This is a genomic window from Bacillus sp. MC1252 (assembly GCF_056838025.1).
Genome location: NZ_CM166369.1, coordinates 1,315,479 through 1,337,680, shown reverse-complemented (window position 1 = coordinate 1,337,680; position 22,202 = coordinate 1,315,479). Strand labels below are relative to the sequence as shown.

General features: G+C 39.5%; 26 protein-coding genes and 2 pseudogenes. 8 read left to right on the top strand and 20 right to left on the bottom strand.

What is annotated here, in order from left to right; all coding sequences use genetic code 11:
- Nucleotides 1–92: 92 nt before the first annotated feature.
- A pseudogene (locus tag ACYH0L_RS06725) lies at nt 93–789 on the top strand (mechanosensitive ion channel family protein).
- Nucleotides 790–812: 23 nt separating this feature from the next.
- Here the strand turns inward: ACYH0L_RS06725 and ACYH0L_RS06720 are convergent.
- From ACYH0L_RS06720 to fadH, 15 genes and pseudogenes are all read right to left on the bottom strand, one after another.
- Entirely contained in the window at nt 813–1,055 is a 243-nt protein-coding gene (locus ACYH0L_RS06720; protein ID WP_003211408.1) for a YkuS family protein, read from the bottom strand.
- 50 nt (nt 1,056–1,105) lie between these two features.
- Complete coding sequence (locus ACYH0L_RS06715; RefSeq protein WP_327925460.1) at nt 1,106–2,284, bottom strand: N-acetyldiaminopimelate deacetylase; 1,179 nt, start codon at nt 2,282–2,284, stop codon at nt 1,106–1,108.
- 34 nt (nt 2,285–2,318) lie between these two features.
- The gene (gene dapD / locus ACYH0L_RS06710; RefSeq protein ID WP_099728654.1) at nt 2,319–3,029 is read right to left on the bottom strand and encodes a 2,3,4,5-tetrahydropyridine-2,6-dicarboxylate N-acetyltransferase; all 711 of its coding nucleotides are present in this window, start codon (nt 3,027–3,029) and stop codon (nt 2,319–2,321) included.
- 109 nt (nt 3,030–3,138) lie between these two features.
- Nucleotides 3,139–3,564, bottom strand: coding sequence for a flavodoxin (locus ACYH0L_RS06705; RefSeq protein ID WP_327925470.1), 426 nt, complete (start codon nt 3,562–3,564; stop codon nt 3,139–3,141).
- A gap of 49 nt (nt 3,565–3,613) precedes the next feature.
- Complete coding sequence (locus tag ACYH0L_RS06700) at nt 3,614–4,507, bottom strand: WD40/YVTN/BNR-like repeat-containing protein (RefSeq protein WP_327925461.1); 894 nt, start codon at nt 4,505–4,507, stop codon at nt 3,614–3,616.
- Nucleotides 4,497–4,973, bottom strand: a complete 477-nt coding sequence (locus ACYH0L_RS06695; protein ID WP_099728657.1) for a flavodoxin — start codon at nt 4,971–4,973, stop codon at nt 4,497–4,499. Before ACYH0L_RS06695 ends, ACYH0L_RS06700 begins: the two co-directional genes overlap by 11 nt.
- Before the next feature lie 182 nt (nt 4,974–5,155).
- Nucleotides 5,156–5,578: pseudogene (locus tag ACYH0L_RS06690) on the bottom strand (DUF4275 family protein).
- A 119-nt stretch (nt 5,579–5,697) separates the two neighbouring features.
- Entirely contained in the window at nt 5,698–6,579 is an 882-nt protein-coding gene (locus tag ACYH0L_RS06685) for a LysR family transcriptional regulator (protein WP_099728658.1), read from the bottom strand.
- 96 nt (nt 6,580–6,675) lie between these two features.
- Entirely contained in the window at nt 6,676–7,119 is a 444-nt protein-coding gene (gene cbpB, locus ACYH0L_RS06680; RefSeq protein ID WP_034281593.1) for a cyclic-di-AMP-binding protein CbpB, read from the bottom strand.
- 146 nt (nt 7,120–7,265) lie between these two features.
- Nucleotides 7,266–7,457 (bottom strand): antirepressor AbbA, encoded by a 192-nt coding sequence (gene abbA / locus ACYH0L_RS06675; protein ID WP_003210802.1) that lies wholly within the window; start codon nt 7,455–7,457, stop codon nt 7,266–7,268.
- A 149-nt stretch (nt 7,458–7,606) separates the two neighbouring features.
- On the bottom strand, nt 7,607–8,122 hold the full coding sequence (locus tag ACYH0L_RS06670) for a ribonuclease H-like YkuK family protein (protein WP_099728659.1): 516 nt from the start codon (nt 8,120–8,122) through the stop codon (nt 7,607–7,609).
- 144 nt (nt 8,123–8,266) lie between these two features.
- Nucleotides 8,267–8,509, bottom strand: a complete 243-nt coding sequence (locus ACYH0L_RS06665; RefSeq protein ID WP_003212254.1) for a YkuJ family protein — start codon at nt 8,507–8,509, stop codon at nt 8,267–8,269.
- 184 nt (nt 8,510–8,693) lie between these two features.
- Entirely contained in the window at nt 8,694–9,590 is an 897-nt protein-coding gene (locus ACYH0L_RS06660; RefSeq protein WP_034324437.1) for a manganese catalase family protein, read from the bottom strand.
- 262 nt (nt 9,591–9,852) lie between these two features.
- Nucleotides 9,853–11,073: an EAL domain-containing protein gene (locus ACYH0L_RS06655; RefSeq protein ID WP_230031184.1), complete on the bottom strand. Its 1,221-nt coding sequence runs from the start codon at nt 11,071–11,073 to the stop codon at nt 9,853–9,855.
- 64 nt (nt 11,074–11,137) lie between these two features.
- Complete coding sequence (gene fadH / locus ACYH0L_RS06650; RefSeq protein WP_099728660.1) at nt 11,138–11,902, bottom strand: 2,4-dienoyl-CoA reductase; 765 nt, start codon at nt 11,900–11,902, stop codon at nt 11,138–11,140.
- A gap of 139 nt (nt 11,903–12,041) precedes the next feature.
- On the opposite strand from fadH, the gene ACYH0L_RS06645 reads away from it, so the two are divergent.
- The 3 genes from ACYH0L_RS06645 to ACYH0L_RS06635 all read left to right on the top strand — a co-directional run bounded on the left by ACYH0L_RS06645 (nt 12,042) and on the right by ACYH0L_RS06635 (nt 14,905).
- Nucleotides 12,042–12,899 (top strand): metallophosphoesterase, encoded by an 858-nt coding sequence (locus tag ACYH0L_RS06645; protein ID WP_482354435.1) that lies wholly within the window; start codon nt 12,042–12,044, stop codon nt 12,897–12,899.
- Between the two features lie 157 nt (nt 12,900–13,056).
- Nucleotides 13,057–13,554, top strand: a complete 498-nt coding sequence (locus tag ACYH0L_RS06640; RefSeq protein WP_099728662.1) for a L,D-transpeptidase family protein — start codon at nt 13,057–13,059, stop codon at nt 13,552–13,554.
- 73 nt (nt 13,555–13,627) lie between these two features.
- Nucleotides 13,628–14,905 carry an MFS transporter gene (locus tag ACYH0L_RS06635; protein WP_099728663.1) on the top strand — a complete coding sequence of 426 codons (1,278 nt, stop codon included), beginning with the start codon at nt 13,628–13,630 and terminating at the stop codon, nt 14,903–14,905.
- 236 nt (nt 14,906–15,141) lie between these two features.
- On the opposite strand, the gene ACYH0L_RS06630 is transcribed toward ACYH0L_RS06635, so the two are convergent.
- Complete coding sequence (locus tag ACYH0L_RS06630) at nt 15,142–15,327, bottom strand: hypothetical protein (RefSeq protein ID WP_230031165.1); 186 nt, start codon at nt 15,325–15,327, stop codon at nt 15,142–15,144.
- Between the two features lie 192 nt (nt 15,328–15,519).
- Between ACYH0L_RS06630 and ACYH0L_RS06625 the strand changes: the two genes are divergently transcribed.
- From ACYH0L_RS06625 to ACYH0L_RS06615, 3 genes are all read left to right on the top strand, one after another.
- Entirely contained in the window at nt 15,520–15,735 is a 216-nt protein-coding gene (locus tag ACYH0L_RS06625) for a hypothetical protein (RefSeq protein ID WP_034324450.1), read from the top strand.
- Nucleotides 15,736–16,807: 1,072 nt separating this feature from the next.
- Nucleotides 16,808–17,098 (top strand): tyrosine-type recombinase/integrase, encoded by a 291-nt coding sequence (locus ACYH0L_RS06620; protein ID WP_482354434.1) that lies wholly within the window; start codon nt 16,808–16,810, stop codon nt 17,096–17,098.
- A gap of 217 nt (nt 17,099–17,315) precedes the next feature.
- The gene (locus ACYH0L_RS06615) at nt 17,316–17,777 is read left to right on the top strand and encodes a YkyB family protein (protein WP_008356877.1); all 462 of its coding nucleotides are present in this window, start codon (nt 17,316–17,318) and stop codon (nt 17,775–17,777) included.
- 35 nt (nt 17,778–17,812) lie between these two features.
- On the opposite strand, the gene ACYH0L_RS06610 is transcribed toward ACYH0L_RS06615, so the two are convergent.
- The 3 genes from ACYH0L_RS06610 to ACYH0L_RS06600 form a co-directional block, all read right to left on the bottom strand.
- Nucleotides 17,813–18,721 (bottom strand): chemotaxis protein, encoded by a 909-nt coding sequence (locus ACYH0L_RS06610; protein WP_367307702.1) that lies wholly within the window; start codon nt 18,719–18,721, stop codon nt 17,813–17,815.
- Between the two features lie 73 nt (nt 18,722–18,794).
- Entirely contained in the window at nt 18,795–20,105 is a 1,311-nt protein-coding gene (locus tag ACYH0L_RS06605) for an MFS transporter (RefSeq protein WP_249704659.1), read from the bottom strand.
- A 126-nt stretch (nt 20,106–20,231) separates the two neighbouring features.
- The gene (locus ACYH0L_RS06600; protein ID WP_099728668.1) at nt 20,232–20,771 is read right to left on the bottom strand and encodes an RDD family protein; all 540 of its coding nucleotides are present in this window, start codon (nt 20,769–20,771) and stop codon (nt 20,232–20,234) included.
- Between the two features lie 298 nt (nt 20,772–21,069).
- Between ACYH0L_RS06600 and ACYH0L_RS06595 the strand changes: the two genes are divergently transcribed.
- Nucleotides 21,070–21,225, top strand: a complete 156-nt coding sequence (locus tag ACYH0L_RS06595) for a hypothetical protein (protein ID WP_155762186.1) — start codon at nt 21,070–21,072, stop codon at nt 21,223–21,225.
- 63 nt (nt 21,226–21,288) lie between these two features.
- On the opposite strand, the gene ACYH0L_RS06590 is transcribed toward ACYH0L_RS06595, so the two are convergent.
- Nucleotides 21,289–22,173 carry a cation diffusion facilitator family transporter gene (locus ACYH0L_RS06590; RefSeq protein WP_482354433.1) on the bottom strand — a complete coding sequence of 295 codons (885 nt, stop codon included), beginning with the start codon at nt 22,171–22,173 and terminating at the stop codon, nt 21,289–21,291.
- Between the last annotated feature and the right edge of the window lie 29 nt (nt 22,174–22,202).

The following is a 22,202-nucleotide window of genomic DNA, read 5'->3' as shown; positions in this document are numbered from 1 at the left end:
CGCTCCAACTAACAAAAGTTTAACATGACTTGCACGAGGGAACAAATGATTAGCTTCTCTTTTAGAGCATACATAGAAAGATTTTGAAGATCATAACAGCATTTGAACAAGTAGATTGGGTTTCCATCATCCTCAATAGCAGTATAATTTCGCTAAAATTAATCGCTATTTTTTTTGATTTATTTTATCATCAGAGCTATAGGAAACAAGATGATTAAGCGTGCCTATTCAACATTCTCTGAGAAGCATGAAGTCCTTTATCAAGAGCTCAGTCGCTGCAAAGTCTTACGTTAAATATCTTCGCCTACTTATTGATTTTTATTCTAGTTGTCATGATCCTCGACTTATTTCATTATAATCCGACTGCTTTGCTAGCTGGAGCAGGTGTTGTTGGGCTTGCAATCGGTTTTGGCGCACAGGGTCTAGTAAGTGATATTGTGACAGGATTTTTTATTCTATTAGAAAAACAATTTGATGTAGGTGAGTATATCACGGTTGCAGGCTTTGATGGGATCGTAGAACAAATCGGACTTAGAACTACACAGCTTCGAAGCTTTGATGGCACCCTTCATTTCATTCCAAATCGAAGCATACTGAATGTTAGTAACCATTCAAGAGGGACCATGACCTCAAGTGGTCGGAGTGGAGGCGTTCGGTTCGTCTTCCCTCGTGCTGCGTATCATTGCGAAAACCGAAACAATGGAGCAGTGGCGGGTAGAACGAATCTTGCGCAAAAAAATGAAAGAAGTACTCGATATAGAGAAAAAGCAAAAAGAACCGGGTTCATAATCTACCGGTTCTTTTTGCTTGCTTTATTGAACACGCTGTTCTACTTCTTGACAAATTTCATCAGCCGTCATACCTGACGCTGTAATGACGGATGCCTTTGTCGTTGTGTCTGAAATGCCAAGAACATTTGAATCTAGTCCTGTCACCACATAGCAGTCACACTGATCCATTTGTTGTTCATTTTGAATACGTACGACGTCATACCCTTTTTGCTTCAAAAGTTCTTCTACATCGGATAAAGATGGTTCTACACCAATTCTTGTCATAATCAAGAACACCTCCTGGTCATAAGGTGTACAGGAGGAAGCACGATTATTCATTCACCCGCTTGCTTTTTAAAATAAGCCGTCATGACATTTACAGCCGTTTCGATGGCCTTTTCATCAGGCATGAGTTTTGCATGGTGCAGACCATATTCTGAATTTACCCCTAACCAAAACATGAAGCCAGGATATTTTTTCAGCATGTAGCCAAAATCTTCTCCTGTCATGGCTTCTCTACATTCAATTACATTCGCAAGCCCTTCTTTGGCTACATATGACATAAATTCTTCTGTCAGGTCCTTTGAATTATCCACTTCGTAATAAGATGAAGGGTATCGAACTGTTGCCTTGCATTCGTAGCCAATTTCAATTCCTTTTGCTAGCGCTTCAATTCGCTTTCTCACCTTTTCCATAGACTCTGGTGAGAGCGTGCGAATGGTTCCGTCAAGTTTGGCATGGTGAGCAATGATATTTTGAGCAGTTCCTCCCGTAATCGTTCCGACTGTAATCACTGCACTATCAAGTGGATCGACATTACGAGAAATGACAGATTGCAGCTGACCTACAAGTGCACTTGCAGCGACAACCATATCATTCGCTAAATGAGGGTAAGCGGCATGTCCGCCTTTTCCTTCAAGATCGATCACAAGTTCACTCGTATTGGCAAATAATAGCCCAGGCTTTGTTGCAATCGTTCCGACTGGATACTCAGGTGCAATATGCAGCGCTGTAATAAAGTCTGGCGTCCACTTTTTCAAAACATCACTTGCAAGCATCGGTTCAGCTCCGCCTGGCCCTTCTTCTGCTGGTTGAAAAATAAATAGGATATCTTCTTTGATTGGCTGGTGAACGAAATAATCAATGATACCAAGGGCAATGGTCATATGAAGGTCATGTCCACATGCATGCATTTTCCCTTCATGCACAGATTGAAATGGATACCCAGTTTCCTCAGGAATAGATAAACCGTCCATATCTGCACGATAAGCAAATACGCGCGCGGGATTTATTCCCTTCACTTTCACAAAAAGTCCAGTCCGCCATGTTTCAATCTCTACTCGATCCTTTGAATACGTGCCGAGATGCTTGATGAGATACGCTTGTGTTTTAAATTCTTGGAAACCAAGCTCGGGAATTTGGTGTAAATCTCTTCGAATGGATATTAATTGCTCACGATTTAACAAGTGAACTCGCTTCCTTTCCACTATACGAATAAGACGTGGATATATCATCCACGTCTATGTCTTCTGCTGCGAATTGTATGAATTAAAGCTGACGCAGTTCTTGTTTAATTTCAGTCTTACCTTTTGTTTTTTCATCAATGTCTTTGATTTTCTTAGCAGGTGTACCTGCTACAACTGTGTAAGGCTCAACATCGTTGACAACGATCGCACCAGCTGCTACAACCGCTCCTTTACCAATTGTCACGCCTTCTAAAACAACAGCGTTCGCGCCGATGACAACATCATCTTCTACGACGACTGGTTTAGCAGATGGCGGCTCAATAACACCCGCAAGAACAGATCCAGCACCGATATGACAGTTCTTACCTACTGTCGCGCGGCCGCCAAGCACCACGTTCATGTCAATCATCGTACCTTCACCGATCACAGAACCGATATTAATAGAAGCACCCATCATGATGACTGCATTATCACCGATTTCAACTTGATCACGAATGATTGCACCCGGTTCAATACGTGCTTTAATGTTTTTCAAGTCTAACATAGGAATCGCAGAGTTGCGGCGGTCATTTTCCACAACAACATCTTCAATTTTGTCTTTGTTTGATGCTAGAGCTTCTTGGATTTCACTCCACTCACCGAAGACAACACCTGTGTTGCCCGTGATGAACGTTTTTGCCTGTTCACCAAATTCAATATCTTTTAAGTCACCTTTGATATAGACTTTAACAGGTGTTGATTTTGTACTATTTTGAATAAATGAAATAATTTCATTAGCGTCCATTTGTTTCATGTATGTATGTCCTCCTCTTAATTTATACTTCATTACTGTATCAAAGGAGAGTTTTAATGACAAGTGAAAGAGTTGACTCTTCAATGGAAAATAAAACAAGCGGGCCCGATTATCCCGCTTCTTGCTGGTGAAGTTGAATAAATTGTTTGCCAAAAGTAATCAATTCCTCTTCTTCGTCTCCTTCTGGATTCAGCTCAATTTTGACTGATGGCAGGACAATATCACCGCCGAGATCCTTCACTTTTTCTTCGATTAAGTCAACAGCTCCGCAAAAATGCTCATACGATGTATCTCCGGAACCGAATACAGCAAACGCTTTTCCGGTTAAATCAAGCTCTTCCATTTCTTCATATAAATCAATAAAGTCATCTGGAAGATCACCATCTCCCCATGTATACGCACCTAACATAATGTGCGAGTAATCATTCAGAAGCTCGGCATCAATATCCATCGCTTCATGCCGGTCGACGCTAGCTCCTGCATCCTTTAATCCTTTTTCAATTAAATCTGCCATTGCTTCTGTGTTCCCAGACATCGTGGCATACACCAATAAAACCTTTTCTGTCACTTTTTCTTCCTCCTTATCAATGAATCAGCGCAGGCTCCTCATAAGGCCTGACAAACTTGCTTTCATATAAACCCGCGCAGAAAAAATTTTCGTTTTGATTGGCTACACGAAAACCGTGTCCTTTGATCGTATCAAACCATTTGAGCTCTTTTTGCTCTATATCAAGCTGATACACTTTAGAAAACCCGTGTTCGTCTTGCGAGGTGGTCACATACACAATGCCATTATCCTCTGACACATCCAAAAACGATTCTTCTCTAGCGAAGGCCTGTGATTGAATATCATGTAGAATATTTGTATGTAAGTCTAGAATTTGAACTGATCCTTTCTTGCCTTTTTTTGAGCCTAACGCACAGACAAGAAGATGTTCCTCATAGAACAGCATAGAAGCTGTCATTCGATGCTCTTCTCTGTTTAGTAGAAAAATCTGTTCACTCTGCAAGTCATACACCCATATTCCTCCATGAACCTCATGAATCTGTGTTCCAATATAAAGGTGATCACCTGCAACACATAACGAACGAATCACTGGAGGCTGATTCACATGAGCAAACGGCTTCATAATTTCCCAGGAAATCCCGAAATCGGTTGACACATAAATACTGTGTTTTCCATGTGCGCACACAAAACCATCTTTGCGCCCTGTAATAGACCAAACAACTGCATTTGTTGGAAATGATGATAGCGCCCACGTATTGCCCTCATCTCCTGACCTGATCACTGTTCCATTTTCACCAACACCAAATAAATAAGGCCCAATATAGCTGATGGCATGAATTTTATGCTTGAGCTTAAACAGCTGCTGCCACCCGCTCTCAACACTGTAGTGGAAAATACCTTCTCGTTTTACCGCGACAAAGTATCCACCACTTTTAGATGCAGCAACGGCCGTTGCACCTTTATGAAACATGATTTTCAACTCGTTTCTCAGACAAAGAGGCCCACGTTAAAAAGCTGGTGGCAAATTCCTGACAGCACGCCACATCCTCATCTGTATCTGGCGCAAGCTCCATTTTCAATGTTTCAGGAAATACGGATGCACCTGTTGATTTCAGCATGTCATGGAATGTATGAACAGCCTCGCAAAACTTCGGATAACTGTAATCACCAGATCCGAATACAGCCGCTTTGATGTCACTAAGTTCAAGAGTAGAGACCTCTTCATAAAAATCCTCTGCTTCATAAGGTAAATCTCCATCACCCCAAGTATAGGAACCGATCAATACATAATCGTATGAAGAAAGATCCTCTGCACTCGTATCATCAAATTCCATCATCTCTGTATCTATCCCTTTTCCTTGAAATGTTTGCTTTAAGATTGCTGCCATATCTTCCGTATTGCCAGACATACTCGCAAATGCAATTAGTGCTTTCATCTATTGGTCACCTCATCTAAATGATAATCATTTTCAATTATTATATGTACACTTTAAATGATAATGATTTTCATTGTCAAATGTTTTTATGAATAAGCGTTGTTCAAGATAAAAAGAACCCACATAAAAAACCGCTCATTCCAATTGGAAGGCGGTTCTAAAATGATCAGGATATCATAGCTTTATGATTCACTCGTTTTATGTTTCTGAATAAAATATGGACCGCAATCGGTTTCGTGCGTCATCACAAATGTCCAATTTTCCTCCCAATCCATGACATACATATCGCTGTAATCCATATCACCATCTTTATATGGTCATTCATTCATTGAGAGTGCACTAGCGTTTTCAAGAAGATATGCTTCGTCCACAAATTGATAAAAAATTGTACATTTATGCTTTGTTTGAAGAAATGCGTTTATCGCTTCCTCTTTTTCAAGGCATGCAACCTTTCTCCAGCTGCATAAGTGCCATAGAAAACCATCTATCCCGATCTCTTTTTGTTCTTCTAATGAAAGATGGCTTGCAAAACGTTCACGCCATCTCCCTCGTAAATATTTTCCCCACTTCGGTATGTCAATCTTTCTTCTTTGTTTATTTCTCATCATTTGATCCAGCTTTCTGCTTTTTTCGTAGTATGATAAATAGGCGAATCTATCAGAAATTGAATTCAACCAAGAACGTTCACTTATCCTAAAAAAGCACCTCCTCTTCCAGAAGGTACTTACACTGCATCACTTTCAAGCATTTCTTTCACTACACCAACAAATGCTTGAACCTGTTTTAACTGAAAAGATGCTTCATAGCCTAAAAGCCATGTGTCACGTCCAATTTGCTCTCCATTTACATCAACGAGCGGGGTTTTATGAACACTTTTTTCGTGGTCATATAAGGTGACAGAAGGCAAAATGGCATAGCCGATGCCATGATAAGCCATTTGTTTACATGTCTCAATTTGGTCCACAAGAATCGTCTGCTTTGGGGAAACTTTAAATTTTTGGTGCCACCAGTGCTGGATTTCCTGATAATAGGTGCTGTCGCTTTTAAATTGAATAAACGGCCGTTCTGTCTCAATTAACTCATCCACGTCCTTGATCACGGAATCAACTAAATATAAATGATCAGTCATCAAATATTCCTTTGTCCCCTTCCAATCAGGGTTTCCGCGAATAATGCCAATGTGCACATGGTCTTCATACAAGCTTTTGAGCATTTCACTACTCCAGCCGGTAACAAGTGATACTTTGGCATTTGGATACTTTTCGACATACCGCTTTAACACCTTTGGCAGCCAGTGCTGTCCAATAATGGACGCAACTGCAAGCTTGAGTGTGCCATGAATTTCTCCTTCAAGCTCATCGATTCTCTCTCTCACTCGATCTTGCTCCGTCGTGACCTCTTTTGCAAACTGGATAATCTGTTCACCTGCTGAAGTCACGGTCAGCCCTTTTTGTGAACGAAAAAAGATTTTAGTTCCCCATTCCTTTTCGATCGTTTGCAACCTTTGAGATAATGCAGGTTGAGAGACAAAGAGCCGCTCCGAAGCCTTTCTCATATTCAATTCTTCACTTAGCACAACAAGCATATGTAACTCTTGAAGCTGCATGGGCGTCCCCTCTCCCTCTATAAGTTTTTCTTATTCCATATGATCATTATATAAATTTTAACTTATGAAGGCAAAAAAAATAAGCTGGGCTGCAGCTCATTTTTTCGCGGAATGAATGACCTCATTTAAGCGCTTTAATACAACACGTCGAGTAAAAATCCCTTCAAATACTTGCTCCTCATTTTCTACACAAACAAATCCATTATTCGTCACAGCGTGAACGCCTTTTAGCACAGGATCAGTTGTTTTGAGTCTTGGAATATCCGTTAACATGACCTCTTCTACCTTCAACTGGTCCAGTTTCTCGAATTCAATTCGTTCTAAACCAAAAATTTTATCCATGATCATATTCGTTCCGATTAACCCGTGTAGATGATAAGAAGCATCTAATACTGGTATGGCTGTATATCCTGTTTTTGTCAAGACCAATAGGGCATGCTCAAGATTATTTCCAATTTGAACATGTGCCACTTTATCTGCATCAATCATATGCTCCGCTACTGTTGACTCAAGCAATTGAGTCGGTTCTATCTCTATCATGTTTCTTCGACCCCTTTTCTCTCGATCATCAATCATACATTCCCCTTTAATATTAAGCATAAACTAAAACGAAATTTGTCGAAAGATTTTTTCTGCATAAAAAAGATACTCAGCCCTCGAGTATCTAATAGAATGTTAAACCAATATTAATTCTCAAACCTTACTCTGTCATACAATGTGATCAATTGCTTATACGTATTGTCGTCGACATTTTTTGTCCCACATTCTATATCATTGATCTCACTGCTTAGTAATTCGACAGCATATTCCTGATTCAGCAATACGTTTAATAATAGCTTTTTCTCTTCTTCATTAAAACGATTTTCGATGACGCTCATTCAACATCAGGCCCCCTGTTTCATATATGCTTTTATATTGATTAGCAGGCTTTTGAATGTCTGCTTCCTCTCTATACAGCTAGAATAAGGAACTAGAATCGAATCGTCAACCGCACGTTTCGACAAGGTTTGGAGAAAAATGACGGAATTTATTTTGTGTATCGATTGGCATAGCAAAATGCTGCATATGAGTCGGGTTTTATTTTTGCTTCAATTCCCATAGCTGTGATCATTCCGGTCATTTCCTGGATCAGCTCTTTCGTACTTCCTTTTTTGCCAATATCTAGATGGGCTTCAAAACGAAGGTCTGCCCCTTCCTCAGCAAACGGAAGAAGCAAATCCATCAGTTCTGTTAAAGGACCCTCCAGGATGTCTGCACATACCTTTTGGGTAAACGCTGTCTCTAATGAAATTTTTTCTCTAAGACTTTGCACAGGCCTGCTGATCACTTGTTGTGTGAGACAGCCCCAAGCTCCTTTGCCAATCCGGTGAAGATGAATTGCAGTCATAAATGTTGTGATATTCTGATTGACTTGAGAATCCGTGCCGATTGATAACACATAGACGGATCTAGGGTCTTTTCGAATAAAGTCTTTCATTCTCATGACGACATCAGAAAACGCTAAATAATCTTCAGAAAGATTGTAGAAAAAAGAATCACTCACAGAAAGGAACTCCTTTTTAATGGTCTCTTTTCCGAAAAATGCGCTGATTTATCATCTTCCATTTGTACATCACCTATGATGACAAGTGTATATTGCCGCAATAAGCGAAGGAATCCTCAGAAAAAACATTTCATACGATTCAGCTTAGGATTGTAGAAGCTCAAAAATTTCAATCGAAATCATATCAATGTTGTCAAATGGGAAAGTGTTTGGCTTATCCCCTTGTTGAAAAACAGTCAATTCAAACGTTTGATTCTTTTCGAAATACTTAACACTACAGATTTTCTCACCGTTCACTTCGAAATAACGCTGTGCCGGCTCGTTTGCAGCTTCTGCTGTCTCTTGAAGACTTTGCAGCCTTGTAATGATACCCATTAATTGTGACATTCTAAAAAAAGACTCCTTTCAAAAAAACAACTCAAGATGAACCCGTATTGATTATACACAAGTCCTACAAAGCATCATACCATAAAGTGTTCTCAGATGATATTTTTCCTCTTGAATTCAAAAAAAGAAAAAGAATCTGTTTTTTTATTTTGAGTCTTTTCTCTCATCTCATACACGATGTTTTTTATAAACCGGCAGATCTCATGAGCCGTTTGGCAATTTCGTCAAAATCCTCTTTTGAAATGCCCGGGGCAAACTCTTCCGGTAATTCTCTATAATCTGGTACAGGCGCACCTTGCGGGGTACCCTCAATGACTGTCAGCGGCTTTCCATCAATCGGGTGGCTGCCTTTCCAAATTTTATTGATATCCTTGTAATCCGTATCACTAAATGTGTACAGCTTCGTATGCATGTTTTGATCTTCAAATTTCCTCGCAGAGTCAAAGTATTTGTTGTCGAGGTTTGGAATCGGCAGCATCTTTCCTACATCTACTCCTGTGGCTACCTCAAGCGCTTTTGCATATGCCACAACATGCACACCGCCCCTTACAAGTAAATATCCGATCATCTCTCTTGCCGTAGGATGGTCCGTCATTTCATACACACGCATTTTATGCGTACGAGCCCCGCATTCAAGAAAGAAATTATGAAGAAGATCAAGAATCAGGTTACCACTTGAGAACACATTCTCTCCTGTCCAAGGTTTTGCCATTGAATCAAACGGATAGCCTGTTTGTGCCGTTTGAATAAAATGCTGTGTATTTCGTTTATCGACAGCCGCTTTCATCGGTGTCGTATCTGGATCTCCGCCATGAGTGGTCCCCGTAATCATGAGATTCACAGCCGTTGTCACAAGCTCTACATGACCGAATTCTTCAGCTGTAATACTTGATACGAGGTCATAGAACGGTTTGAGTTTTCGTTTCCCTCTAAAGTTAAAGGATTGAAACATATAATTATTTAATGTGGACATTTCACCAAATTTCCCGCCGAGTAATTCTTGCACAGCAGCGGCCCCATTTGCATCTGGGTGATCTGGTCTTGGCAAATCAATCAGCAGCCGCTTGTCACGTTTGATCATGACTTTTCCCTCCTACCGTCTAACTATCATCATTTAAGATGTATGGAGGATTTGGGATGTCCTATGCATAAAGGAAAAGATTGAAGCACAAAAAAAACTTGGCGGGGGTAGCGCCAAGTTTTTTGGATCTTGATCTGATAGAGGGGTTGGGGAACAGAGAGTAGCTTCTCTCTATAACTAAATGATAATGATTATCAGTTTCATTGTCAACCATTTTTTTATTTCTTTTTTCTATCAAAAAAAGCAGCCGCTCTGGCTGCTTTTAAATTAATCCATCTTGCTCATATAGATAGGCATATGGAAGATCTATAAACAAATACATGTCTCCCTCTAACGGATAAGAAAACGTTCGTATTCGCTCCCCTGTTTCTAAATCACTGTAAATATCGCTGAAAAATCCTTTCCCGCTTATTCTCATTTGGAGAATATTCGCCAGGAAATAAGGGCGCCAGCTCCAGTTTTTCTCTATATACTCCGGCTGAAACAGCCATTCTTTTTCTTTTTTAAACACATTTCCAGTGATTTGAAATCCTTCCTCATTACACATATAAATTCGAAAGCTGCAATCTGTTAGTTCGAGTGCCAGTTTTTGTATGAGTTCATCATTTGTGCGGCATGATTTTTTCAAGGTCGTAACAGCTTGGTGAATTCGTTTATAAAATGTTTCAGAATGTTCGTAAACAGCTTGAAGCTTCTTTTTCTCATGGGCAATAAATTGTTGAAATTCTTCTCTAAGCTGATCTTTTCGTTTGTTGCGGTCGATTAATTCCGCCGTAGGCTCATGCAGATAGAACCCTTGAAAATATCTCCCGCCATTTCTCCATGCATACTGCAGCTGAAAATTCGCTTCAATGTCCTCATAAATTAAAGCCGCCCCTATTTTTCTCGCAAGCAATGAAATGCTGTACAAGACATACTCATAGGAAGGGGAAGGAGCGGATGCCCTTAATGCGTGTAAATCTATTTTTAATAGATCGGGTGAAAGCAGGCCAATCCGGTCAAGGTTACTGCTTTCTTTTCCTATATTAGATACGGCGATTTTGATCCCATATGTACGATAATACGTTAACGTATGGTAAAGCTGTTCAATGTCGCCGCTAAACGTATGTTCAGTAAATTCAATGACAAACCGATTAAGCTGAATGCCTCTTGCTTCATATTCCTTTAAAAGCTCTAAAAAGCTTTCGCCATGATCAAGCATGAGAACATTGGCATCATGATTAATAAAAATGAGCAAATCTTCATCAGCTGTTGTGAAGAGATCAAGTGCTTGACTAAGTACTTTTTGATCTACTTCCAGTTTATATTCGTCAGGAATAGATGAATCCGTAAAGAAGGAGCCTAGGCTAACCGTTTCAGACTCAAGCTTCATTCTTCCTAGAATTTCATAGCCTATCACTTTTTGCTCTTCCGCACTGAAGATCGCTTGATAGTGCGGGAAAACATCTTCAATATTCGTTAAAATATCTAATGGATCGACCATTTTCATCACCTGCTTCTCTCTTTGTGTGATTATACCACATCAAAAGCAGGTCTTACACGGTCATTCAAAATGGTGATTGGTTGAGCCATTGACCCCCATCCATCGTGATACAATCTCCATTAATATAAGACGCATGTTCAGATAGTAAAAAGGCCGCAAGCTCTGCAATTTCCTCTGGTGTGCCCAGTCTGCCAAGAGGGACACTATCTAAAGTTTTTTGCGCTGCCTCTTCAGATTCCCACAGTTTATCAGCCCCGCCTGTTCTCTCGATTGGTCCTGGTGCGATGGCATTGACGCGAATTCGATACTGCTTTCCCCATTCTACTGCAAGCGTTCGAGTAAGAGACAGAACTCCTGCCTTTGCTGCTGCTGAATGCGCCACACCTACACCAGCACCCCATGCATAAGTGGCCACCATGTTGATCATACTTCCCCTTTTCTTTTGACGAATCCAGTAATTACCCACTGCATGACTGCAAAAAAATGTGCCATTTAACACAATATCAATGACCGCTTTCCAGCCGTTTGGAGACAGTTTTTCTGCTGGGACCAAAAAGTTCCCTGCTGCGTTGTTGATGAGTGCATCAACATCGCCAAATGTATCCACCGCAAACTTCACCATCTGATCGGCATCCTCTGGTTTTCGCACATCCATTTGGAAGTAAGCAACCGATCCTCCTTCCTGCTTAATATCACTTGCAGTCTTTTCCAGCGTTTCTTCTGTTCTTCCAGTAATCACAACATTCCAGCCTCCGAGTGCCAAATGGGTAGCCATCGCCTTCCCCATTCCGCTTGATCCTCCTGTGACAATCACTGTTTGTTTCGTCATTTGTTCTCCCCCTTTGTACACTTTGAATGACTATTCATTCATTATTTTTCTATCATATCATGATTCCCCCTCCGTGCACCATATGGGAGATTTAACAAATATCATGCTATACTTAATTTTATTTTTAAAGGAGTCTTATATGAAGCAACTTACCCGCAGACAGTTTTTAAAAGGAGCAGCTGGTGCGAGTATTCTCGGCTTTTTGGCTACAACATGTGGATATGGCTATGCCAGATACATCGAGCCGCACATGCTCGATGCCGTGTCACTGACCATTCAAGATGCTCAGCTTCCAGCTTCATTTGACCAGTTTAAAATTGCCCAATTTAGTGATGTTCATTTAAGCGATACATTTCCTGCTAAGGATCTAGAAGCCGTCGTCCAGAAAATCAATGCTGAATCTCCAGACTTCATTGTGTTCACAGGTGACCTAGTTGATTTTCAGGCATCTATTGAAGAACATGAAAAAGCAAAAGCTTATTTGACTAAGCTGAATGCTCCGTTTGGTAAGCTGGCGATATGCGGAAACCATGACTACGGACCATTTGGCGTGGAGCTTTATGAGAAAACGATGGAAGCTTGTGGATTTACATTATGTAAAAATGATGTGTTTCTTTTAGAAAAAGAAGGGGCGCACATTCAGATCGCTACACTGGATGACCTCATGATGAGCGTGCCAGATTACGACCTCATCAAACGGGAAGTATCCTCTGATTTATTTACTTTACTGCTCGTACATGAGCCTGATGCTGCACTGGAGCTGAAACAAGCGCCCATTAACTTACAGCTCTCTGGGCATACGCATGGCGGTCAAATACAGCTTCCTTTTTATGGACCAATTCTCACAGCACCTTATGGCCATACATATGTAGAAGGTTTATACGGCAGCTATCAGCACCGCATCTATGTCAACCGCGGGCTCGGGACAACAAGACTGCCGCTTCGATTTTTAGCTAAACCTGAATTAACCTTTTTCACTTTCACATCTCGCGTATAAACAGAAGCCAAACCGCCCTATCTTGCATATGTATAATTAAAGATATTTCTCATGACAAATGTTAGGAGAAACCTTAGTGGGCCTGATTCCGTCCATATAGTATATCTGGTGACGGACATTATGGCTTCTTTTATTTGAGTAAAAGGAGTGTCCTTTGATGCTGCGATACACGGTGAAAAGTGGAGAAACACTTGCTTCTATAGCGCTTGATTTTCGAACAACGACAGATGCCTTAAAGGCTGCAAATCCGTCACTTCAGGCTCGCGAGCCAGAACAAAATGAGGTCATCATCATTCCTGGGTTGCCGGATCCTAGCACGATCCCTTACCGCATCTCTGTTTCGATTTCAACGAAACGTCTCGTTTTGTTTTCTGGATCACAGCTCATTCGTTCGTACCCGATTGCAACAGGAAAGATATTAAATATGACACCGACAGGTTCTTATTATATTGTCAACAGACAGCCCAACCCAGGAGGTCCCTTTGGCGCCTATTGGCTGAGCCTTTCGAAAATTCATTACGGCATCCACGGTACGAATAACCCGTCTTCAATTGGTAAAGCTGTTTCTAGAGGATGCATTCGCATGTATAATCAGGATGTCATCGAACTTGCTTCACTCGTTCCCAACGGAACACCTGTGACCATTAGCCAGTAAGAGAAATCAATTGTATGAATGGTTAAAATTTTATATGATATAAAGTGGGATCTTCAGGTTAAGGAGCGTATTTATGGATATTTTTAAAAACAGAAATTTTGTTCGTCTCTTTTTTGCAGCACTTGCCTCGCAAATGGGGACAACAGTAGGCAATATGGCGTTTGCCTTTTATTTGCTTGACCATTTTAGTCATCAGCCCGCCTACGCCACATTGGCAGAGCTAATGTATTCACTCCCTACCATCTTTGTCTTTTTTATGGTCGGTGTGGTCGCAGACCGTTTTGATCGTAAAAAAGTCGCAGAGAATTGTGATTGGATACGAGCTGGGCTGACAATTGTTTTATTTGTCGTCATTTATTTTAATTCACTTCCACTTATTTTCTTGATCTTGTTTATACGAAGTGCCATTACGAAGTTCTTCTATCCAGCTGAAGCATCTCTCGTACAGGCGATTTTAAATAAAGATCAATATGCAAAAGCCGCTGGCTTAAATCAAATGCTGTTTAGTTTATTTATGGTGTTTGGTGTTGGAATCGGTGCTATTATGTATAAAACCATTGGGCTTCATGGTGCCATTACGATCGATTTGATCAGTTTTATTATTTCCGGCATCCTGATTCGTTCATGTAACATTCCAATGGAAGCGCGTCAGCCAAATGGACAAGCAGGCTGGAAAAGTATGACCATTAAAACGTCTCTTAAGGATTTTAAAGAAGGCATTATTTATATTTTAAAAAATAAATTACTGGCTTCCTTAATTTTTGGCTTCTTCGTTTTCGGTCTTGTCAATGGCGCATTTGCAGTCCTTCCAATGTTTACAATGAAATATGGTCTTTCACCAGAACACTTTGAATTGCATACATCTTTCTTTACGATCGCGATCGGTGCAGGGCTTCTTGTTGGAAGCGTAATGGGCTCTGTTCTCGCTAAAAAGGTGAAAATGCAATATCTCATGTCGATTCCGATTCTTATTGCAGGCATTCTCATTTTTGTACTTGGTTCTACCCATACATTGTGGTTATTTTATGTCACATCATTTGTCATTGGAACATGCATCGGTCCAATCAACATTGTTATTGGCGGCTGGTTGCCAAGAATCGTCCACCCTCGTCTGATGGGACGTGTGTCAGGATGGGTTGATCCGCTCACTATGTTTGCCCAATCAATGACGTTAGGTTTGATTGCGGTACTATTTCCAAAGCTCGTGACGAATATTTCATATATTTATTACGGAATGGGCATGATTATTTTACTCGTCTTCCTTTTTTACTTCATTACACTGCCAAAGTTCAGCAGAGAAGCTGCCGAGTTAGATGTACAGCGTGAATTAAAAGGTCAGGGAGTTCAATAAATGAACATCTAAAAGGGCTAAAATGATCTTCATTTTAGCCCTTTGTCTTCTTTTCAGCGTGATAGAAAACCTTTGCAGTCTAGGAAGGACGAGTAGCGGAGCGGAGCGAATTTGAGATTCGTGAGCACCGGAGCGCAGGACTGACACCGAATGCGAGGGTTTGTCTACACGCTGGGGCTTTCTTTTTGAGAAAGTCTTTTTTTCATGGCTTCAACGTCCTTCATGTCCTAGGACGTTTATTTTTTCTGTTGATTGAACCGATTTGAAGCAAAATCAATGATTCTTTCGACTGCATAAATGCTAATAAACAAAATGAGAAAGAGAAGTAAAGGATGAATTGGTTGATCGTCTATCACATACACAATCCCTCCAACGACCAAAGCGATGAATAAAGGAGCTAAAATGTCTTTCAATAGACACATTCCTTTCTTTTATCATATACACCCATTGAACTTAATCTCATATTCATTATAAAGGTTCATTTAGATGATCATCCTTTCTTTTTTTGTTTTTTTAAATAACAGATATATGTATAAAAATGTAACAATTTTAATAAAAATTCTTTACATTATTGGAATTTTTATAGTAGGATAGTCAAGTTGGAGGTGAGGGGTATGCTAAAAAGTTATTACTTTATTCATTCAAAAGATGATCACGGACAGTATGTTGTACATACAGAAGATTGTGCGTTTCTAGGAGATGCTTCAAGCCGTACATTAATTGGTCTACACATGAATGGTGAAAGCGCCATTGAAGAAGCCAAAAAAATGACGAATGACACTGATTTTAATGGTTGTTTTTATTGCGCTTATTCTAGTCATACAAAATAGTCCATTTTTTAAGCCATATGTTCGACCCTTTTGTCTGGCATATGGTATAAGCTTTCAGACGGAATCATGACTCAACATAAGAAAGAAATACAAATTGAGAAACTACCCATTTATTTAAATAGGTGGTTATCAAGATCTAATAGTTCACTTTATATATATTTCATTTCCATCAGTTCTTATAAGAACTCCCTATTACCTCAAAGTCTCTCTTTTGCTCCTTCAATGAAAAGAGTCGCATTCTTTCCAGCTGACACGGCTAGATGAGACATGAAGACGGATGTATGGGGGTGTTTTTGCTATGAAGATGGTGTGCTCCTGATAAACTGCACCTTTGACTGTATGATGATATGTCAATAACAGGGATGCATTTTTTACATTGTGTTTTCACTTTACGAATTATTATTCTTATTTTGTATAGGGATAGTGATTGAAAGAGCTAAGGATAATAGGAATATTAATATATATAATCCCATTATAAATAAATTGTTTATTTATAATGATTTGTATAAATCCCGTTAATGATATTATAAAAATCAGAATACACAATACACGAACTAGATTCATTTATATACCACCTAACTAATATTTTTTTCAAAGCATTCGCCTATGTTAAACCCTGATAAGAATGTTAAGCCATAAAAGCAAGGCGCACAAGCTGTTCCCATTGTTACACTACAAGCTCCGCCACAGATGCTTCCTGCTAATGTAATCATCGCCCAACTAACTCCTTTTGAAGATAAACAATTGTTAAAACCATTCCACCATTTAATTATTAGACAAATTGACTCCAGGTACAGTTAATGCGTACCATACAATCTTCAAAATTGGTATTAATGCGGCTGTCGAAAACGAAATAATAAAGAAGAACCGCTTTAAAAAGATTAAAATAAAAAAAGACAACCCAAGCACAATGATTGTCGATAATTTTTTTACTGCTGAACAATTAAGCATTTTTCTTGAAGGCGCTCAAAAAGTATTTCGCACTATACTGCGCTTCTCATACTTGGCCCCCCAAAAACTAATAATAGTTACCTCACTATAAAGTCGGGGGAAAGTAATAAACCAATTAAAATTGTACCTAAAATGGTGTAAAGAGTTAAAGATTTCCTTTGGTCATCCTTTAAAAGAAGAAGATTTCATATTAATTAGTCGGACGAATGGAAAACCTATATCACCTAACTCACTTAATTATGCTGTCAATATAGTTGCCGATAATCAAAATCTAAAGAAAATTACCGTTTATGGTTTAAGACATACTCATGCGACTATACTGATAAGCAAAAGAATACCAGACAAAGTAATTGCTGACCGTCTTGGAAATACCCCTCCAATGATCAACGACATATATATCCATACTTTCTAATAATTAGAAATAGAATCAGTGGAAGTTTTTGAAGAGGTTATGAATTTATAATTTTGGGGAAGTATTGGGGGTTGATTCTAAAACATTAAATTTTTAATCCTCCCTAATCCCTTTATACCAAAGGTTTTCTTTTTACAATAACTCCATTTGCAATTTACCAATAAAAACGTATAATTTATACTAAGCACAGGAAGACGAAAGACAAAGGAGAGAAAAAATGGACGATTATGCTCATACTAAAGACATAGAACCTACAGCAGAAAACATCGCAAAAGCCATTTATACTGTTAACCGCCATGCTAAAACCGCACCAAATCCCAAGTTTCTTTATCTTTTGAAAAAACGTGCGCTGCAAAAACTATTACAAGAAGGTAAAGGAAGAAAAGTGGGCCTACATTTCTCTAACAATCCCAAATATAGTCAACAACAGTCCGACGTGCTGATTGAAATTGGAGATTATTATTTTCATCTGCCACCAACTAAAGAAGACTTCGAATTTTTGCCACACTTAGGAAATTTAAATCAATCATATCGCAATCCGAAGGCGAATATGTCATTAAACCGAGCAAAACAAATCCTTCAAACGTATGTTGGTTTAAAAGAAAAACCTGCCGCCACAAAACAAAAATCACATTATACGAAACCCGTCTTCAAACGACTCGGGGAAAGTTATTTTTAAACAGAAAAAACCACTCAGGCCGAGTGGTTTTTTCTTTAGATAATAAAGTGATCGACCTTTTCAATGAGCTGATGAATTTCTGGTTTACTAATTTGATCATCTGCTCCGATTGTTTCCCCTTTATGCCGCAAATCTTCAGTGATTAACGAAGAGAAGATTAGAATCGGAATGGAGCTCGTTAAAGGGTTTTCCTTTAGCAGTTTTGTTAATCGATGACCATCCATTTTGGGCATTTCGATATCTGTAATCATCATATCAATTTCTTCTGTCACACTGATTCCTTTGCTGACAAGATCCATGACATGATCATATGCTTGTTTGCCATCTTCAAAGGTCACAATGTTTTTATAGCCTGCTTCAGTTAATTCATTCGTTAATAGACGCATGAGCAGCGGAGAATCTTCAACAACATACAGCTTCTTCCCTGTTCTTCTCTCGTCTTTCTCACCGTCAAACATATGATACGTTTCTACTCCAGAAGCGGATTCAATATCATAAATGATTTTTTCGTAATCTGGAAGGAAAATCATTTTCCCATCAAGCTTAATAATGCCTGTTAAATGACGGTCCATGCCTTGATTGAGTGCAGTCGGCTTTTCAATCTCTTCCCAGCTGACGCGGTGAATTTGTGAAACCGTTCCTGTATGGAACACAAATTTCCGTTGGTTGAATTCAGTCACGATATACTTCTCTTGTTCGGACCGATCTGACTCGACATTAAAAAAGGAAAATAGATTGATGACTGGTAAAATCTCGCCTCGTAAACTAATCATACCTTCTACGTCTTGGTGAGAGTGCGGTACAACCGTCAACTCAACTGGCTGAATGATTTCTCTTACTTTCATCACGTTAATGCCGAATTGATTTGAACCAATTTCAAACTTCACAATTTCCAATTCATTTGTACCAGAGTCAAGTAAAATTTCTTGTTTGTTTAAAGCCACGGAAATCCCTCTATTCTTCTATATAAGATTGTACTTTTTATATCGGCAGCATGGGTAAAAAGTTGACGTTTCTTTACGCTTTCTCTCGTACGAATTGATGAATCACAAGTCCTATCGCTGCAAGGATGAGTAAAGACCCTAGTGCAAGGCGGCTTGCGAGATTTCCGTGCTCTGCAAATAGCAGTGTGACTGAGCCATAAATGATCGGTCCGACAATTGAAGACACCTTCCCAGAGAAGGCAAAGAGACCAAAAAACTGTCCGCGTTTTTCTTTCGGTGTCAGCTCAATAATCAAGATCCGTGATGCCCCCCAGCTCGCGCCAAGTGAGATCCCAAATAAACTGCCCGCTACCCAGAATACCCATTCTGTTGAAGCTGTCACAGCCAGAATCAGCGCAACGATTAAAATGACATAAACGACTGTAATCGAGCGCTTTGCCCCGATGGCTTTTGTGATATATCCAAATAGAAAGGATCCAATGATACTTGAAATGGTTGATACAAGATAAAGTAAAATAAATTGCCCAGCGGTAAAGCCAATGATGATTTTGGCATAAACGGCCATCATCGCAATTGCTGTCTGTAAAGCATCATTCATAAAAAAGAAAGCGATCATAAACATAAAAGCTGGCTTGTATTGCTTCATATCTTTGAACGTGCCAATAATCTCTTTATACCCGCTGAAAAAAGACGCTTTTTTCACTTGCTGTGGCAGCGGATAAGGATCTTTTACAAAAAAGAGAAAGGGCAGAAAAAAGAGAAAGAATAAAAGTGCTGTTGGGATAAACGCTTCATGAAACTGGTCATTGCCGACAAGTAAATAAACAGAGAGGCCGACAAGTGTTCCTAAATAGCCAACGGCGATGCCAAATCCAGAAATAAGAGGTATTTCATCCTTTGTCCCAAGATCGGGCAACATGGTGTCATAAAAAACAAGACTAGAATGATAGAAAAATTTTGCAATCACAAACAAGGTGACCACCACTAATAAGGAGACAGGCAGCCCAAACCATTCGTTTGAGAAATCAATTCCAGCAAAGATCCCCATCAAAAATGTACAAGCAATACAAATCAGGGTAAACACCGTGATGTAGCGCTTCTTCTTTCCTGTACGATCGATTAGCACACCGTATAAAGGTGTAAAAATCACGAGGAAAAAGCTGGCTAGTGCGTTTGCATAAGAAATAAAGGTACTGGCGATCTGATCCATTCTCGCGCTGTCCCCTATCGTTTCCTGCAAGTAGAATGGAAAGAAAATGGTGATCATATTTGATGAAAATATCGTATTTGCAAAATCATATAGTGCCCAAGCCAAAACAGGTGCTGTCAAAAACAGCCCGAAGCCTGCCCCTTTTTTCTGTACGGTCTTTTTTCCTGTTCTCAATATATTGTCTCCCTTCCCTGCCTGGATTTTCACTATCATTCTACTTTATGTGACGTTGCCCTCTTCCATACAAGCGATCTATGCAAAAAGCACCCCTTACTATACTAGCAGAGGTGCTTCTTTTCATTATTTCTTCACTACAATGGTACTTGCAATCAAATCGTGAAGTGCTTGTTTTTTCTCTGTGAAAAAAGCAATGATGTAGCCAATACATAAGATTGGAGACAAAAAGCCTTTTGCAAAAAAGCGGCCTGTTGCTCTTCCGAATGTCACTTTTTCGCCCGTTACTTTTGTGACTTTGATCCCAAGAGCCATTTTGCCAAGAGTTCCTTGCAGTTTTGATGATTCCATGATGGCGTAATAAAGCCATGTCACCACGATACCGATCAAAATCGCTCCTACGTAGAAAAAGATAAGTCCCATAATGACAGCCCATTCTTCATCCGTTATGACGGTTGTAGAGTAGTAATAGCTGTCATCCTCTAGCATCAATGCTGCCTCTGGGCTTGAGACAAACAAGAGTGTCGCCAAAATAAACATGATGAAGGCATACGGAACACCGATAATGACACCGTCCAAAAGGTGAGCAAGAAAACGATAGCCCACGCCTGCTAGCTCAGGATGCTTCTTTTCTTGAATGTGTGGTTCTGCTATGTTTGTTTCCATCCTATTTCTCCTTTATTATGTATGTTTTCTATAAATTTCTTATAATCATTCGTTATTATATCTTATGGATATAGCAAGATCAATGGAGCTTTACACTTTTACATATATTTTAGATCAGCGTGTCATGAATGATTTATGTGAATAAATACTGAAAATTTGTGAAAATCATGGCACTTCTAGTTCTTTTATCTCCTGTCCTTTTAACATTTTGTGATATTTTCGTCTTGTTTCGATTCTTCTGTTGACAATCGCGCTTCACATGGTACAATAGTCAAGGATTTTTTAAAGAAAGGTGTTCATGATGGGAACTGTCGTACTATTAAAGAACAACGAAATGACTGTGATTGAAGATATTTGCGAAGCTGATTTTTTAGACATGAAGCATGGTTTGTCAAATGATGACACAGCTTATATCTCTTGGTATGAAGATTACGATACTGCTTATGGCTATTGATTTCATTTCATAGATGAAGCGTAAAAAAAGGCGATACAACCTGTAGGCAGGTTGATCGCCTTTTTACGTTTGTGAACTTCTTTCACTTTCAGGTTCCACATGAATAAAGATTTGTGCATGCGGAAATTCATGCTGAATCTTCTCTTCGATTCGATCACATAATTGGTGAACATCTTCAATGGTAGTTTTTCCATCCACAATCATATGGAAATCAATATATTCTTCTGCACCAGACCGTCTTGTTCGAAAGTCATGGTATTCAATGAATTCTTGGCTGAATGCTTGAATGATAGCTTCTATCGATTGTTCTTCCTCCGGTGTTAACCGGGCGTCTACAAGCGGCGGGAAGGCTTCCTTCATGAGTTTAAACGCTTCACGCATAATAAAAAGGGCCAGAATCATACCAATGATCGGATCTAGGAAATACCAATCTGTTAATGCAACAAGCAATAAACTAAATGCCACCCCTAATGACGTATAAACATCTGTTAAAAGATGCAGCGCATTCGATTTCATGGCGACAGAATGTACTCTCTCTGCCTCTTTGTTCACAACCCTCGATACAACAAAATTGATGAGCGCGCCTAACAGCATGACCACAATGCCAAGTACAGGCAGCTTGACGGGCTCTGGATGCATTAATTTTTGAACACATTCGTATATGATCCAAATGCCAGCAACAAAGATCAGCAGGGTCTCAATGGTTCCAGAAATATTTTCGACTTTTCCATGTCCATAAGGATGTTTTGAATCTGCTGGCTTTCTTGAAATACGAACAGAGATAAATGCAATAAAAGATGCCATTAAATCGAGAAAGGAATGAATGGCTTCTGATAAAACAGCAACAGATCCAGTTAACAGCCCCACAATGATTTTTAAGATCACAACAAATGTGTTACTCATCACGGATAGAAATGCTATTTTCGATGTCTTCGCTGATTGTTCCATCTATCGTCCTCCTTCAGGAGATCGTATGT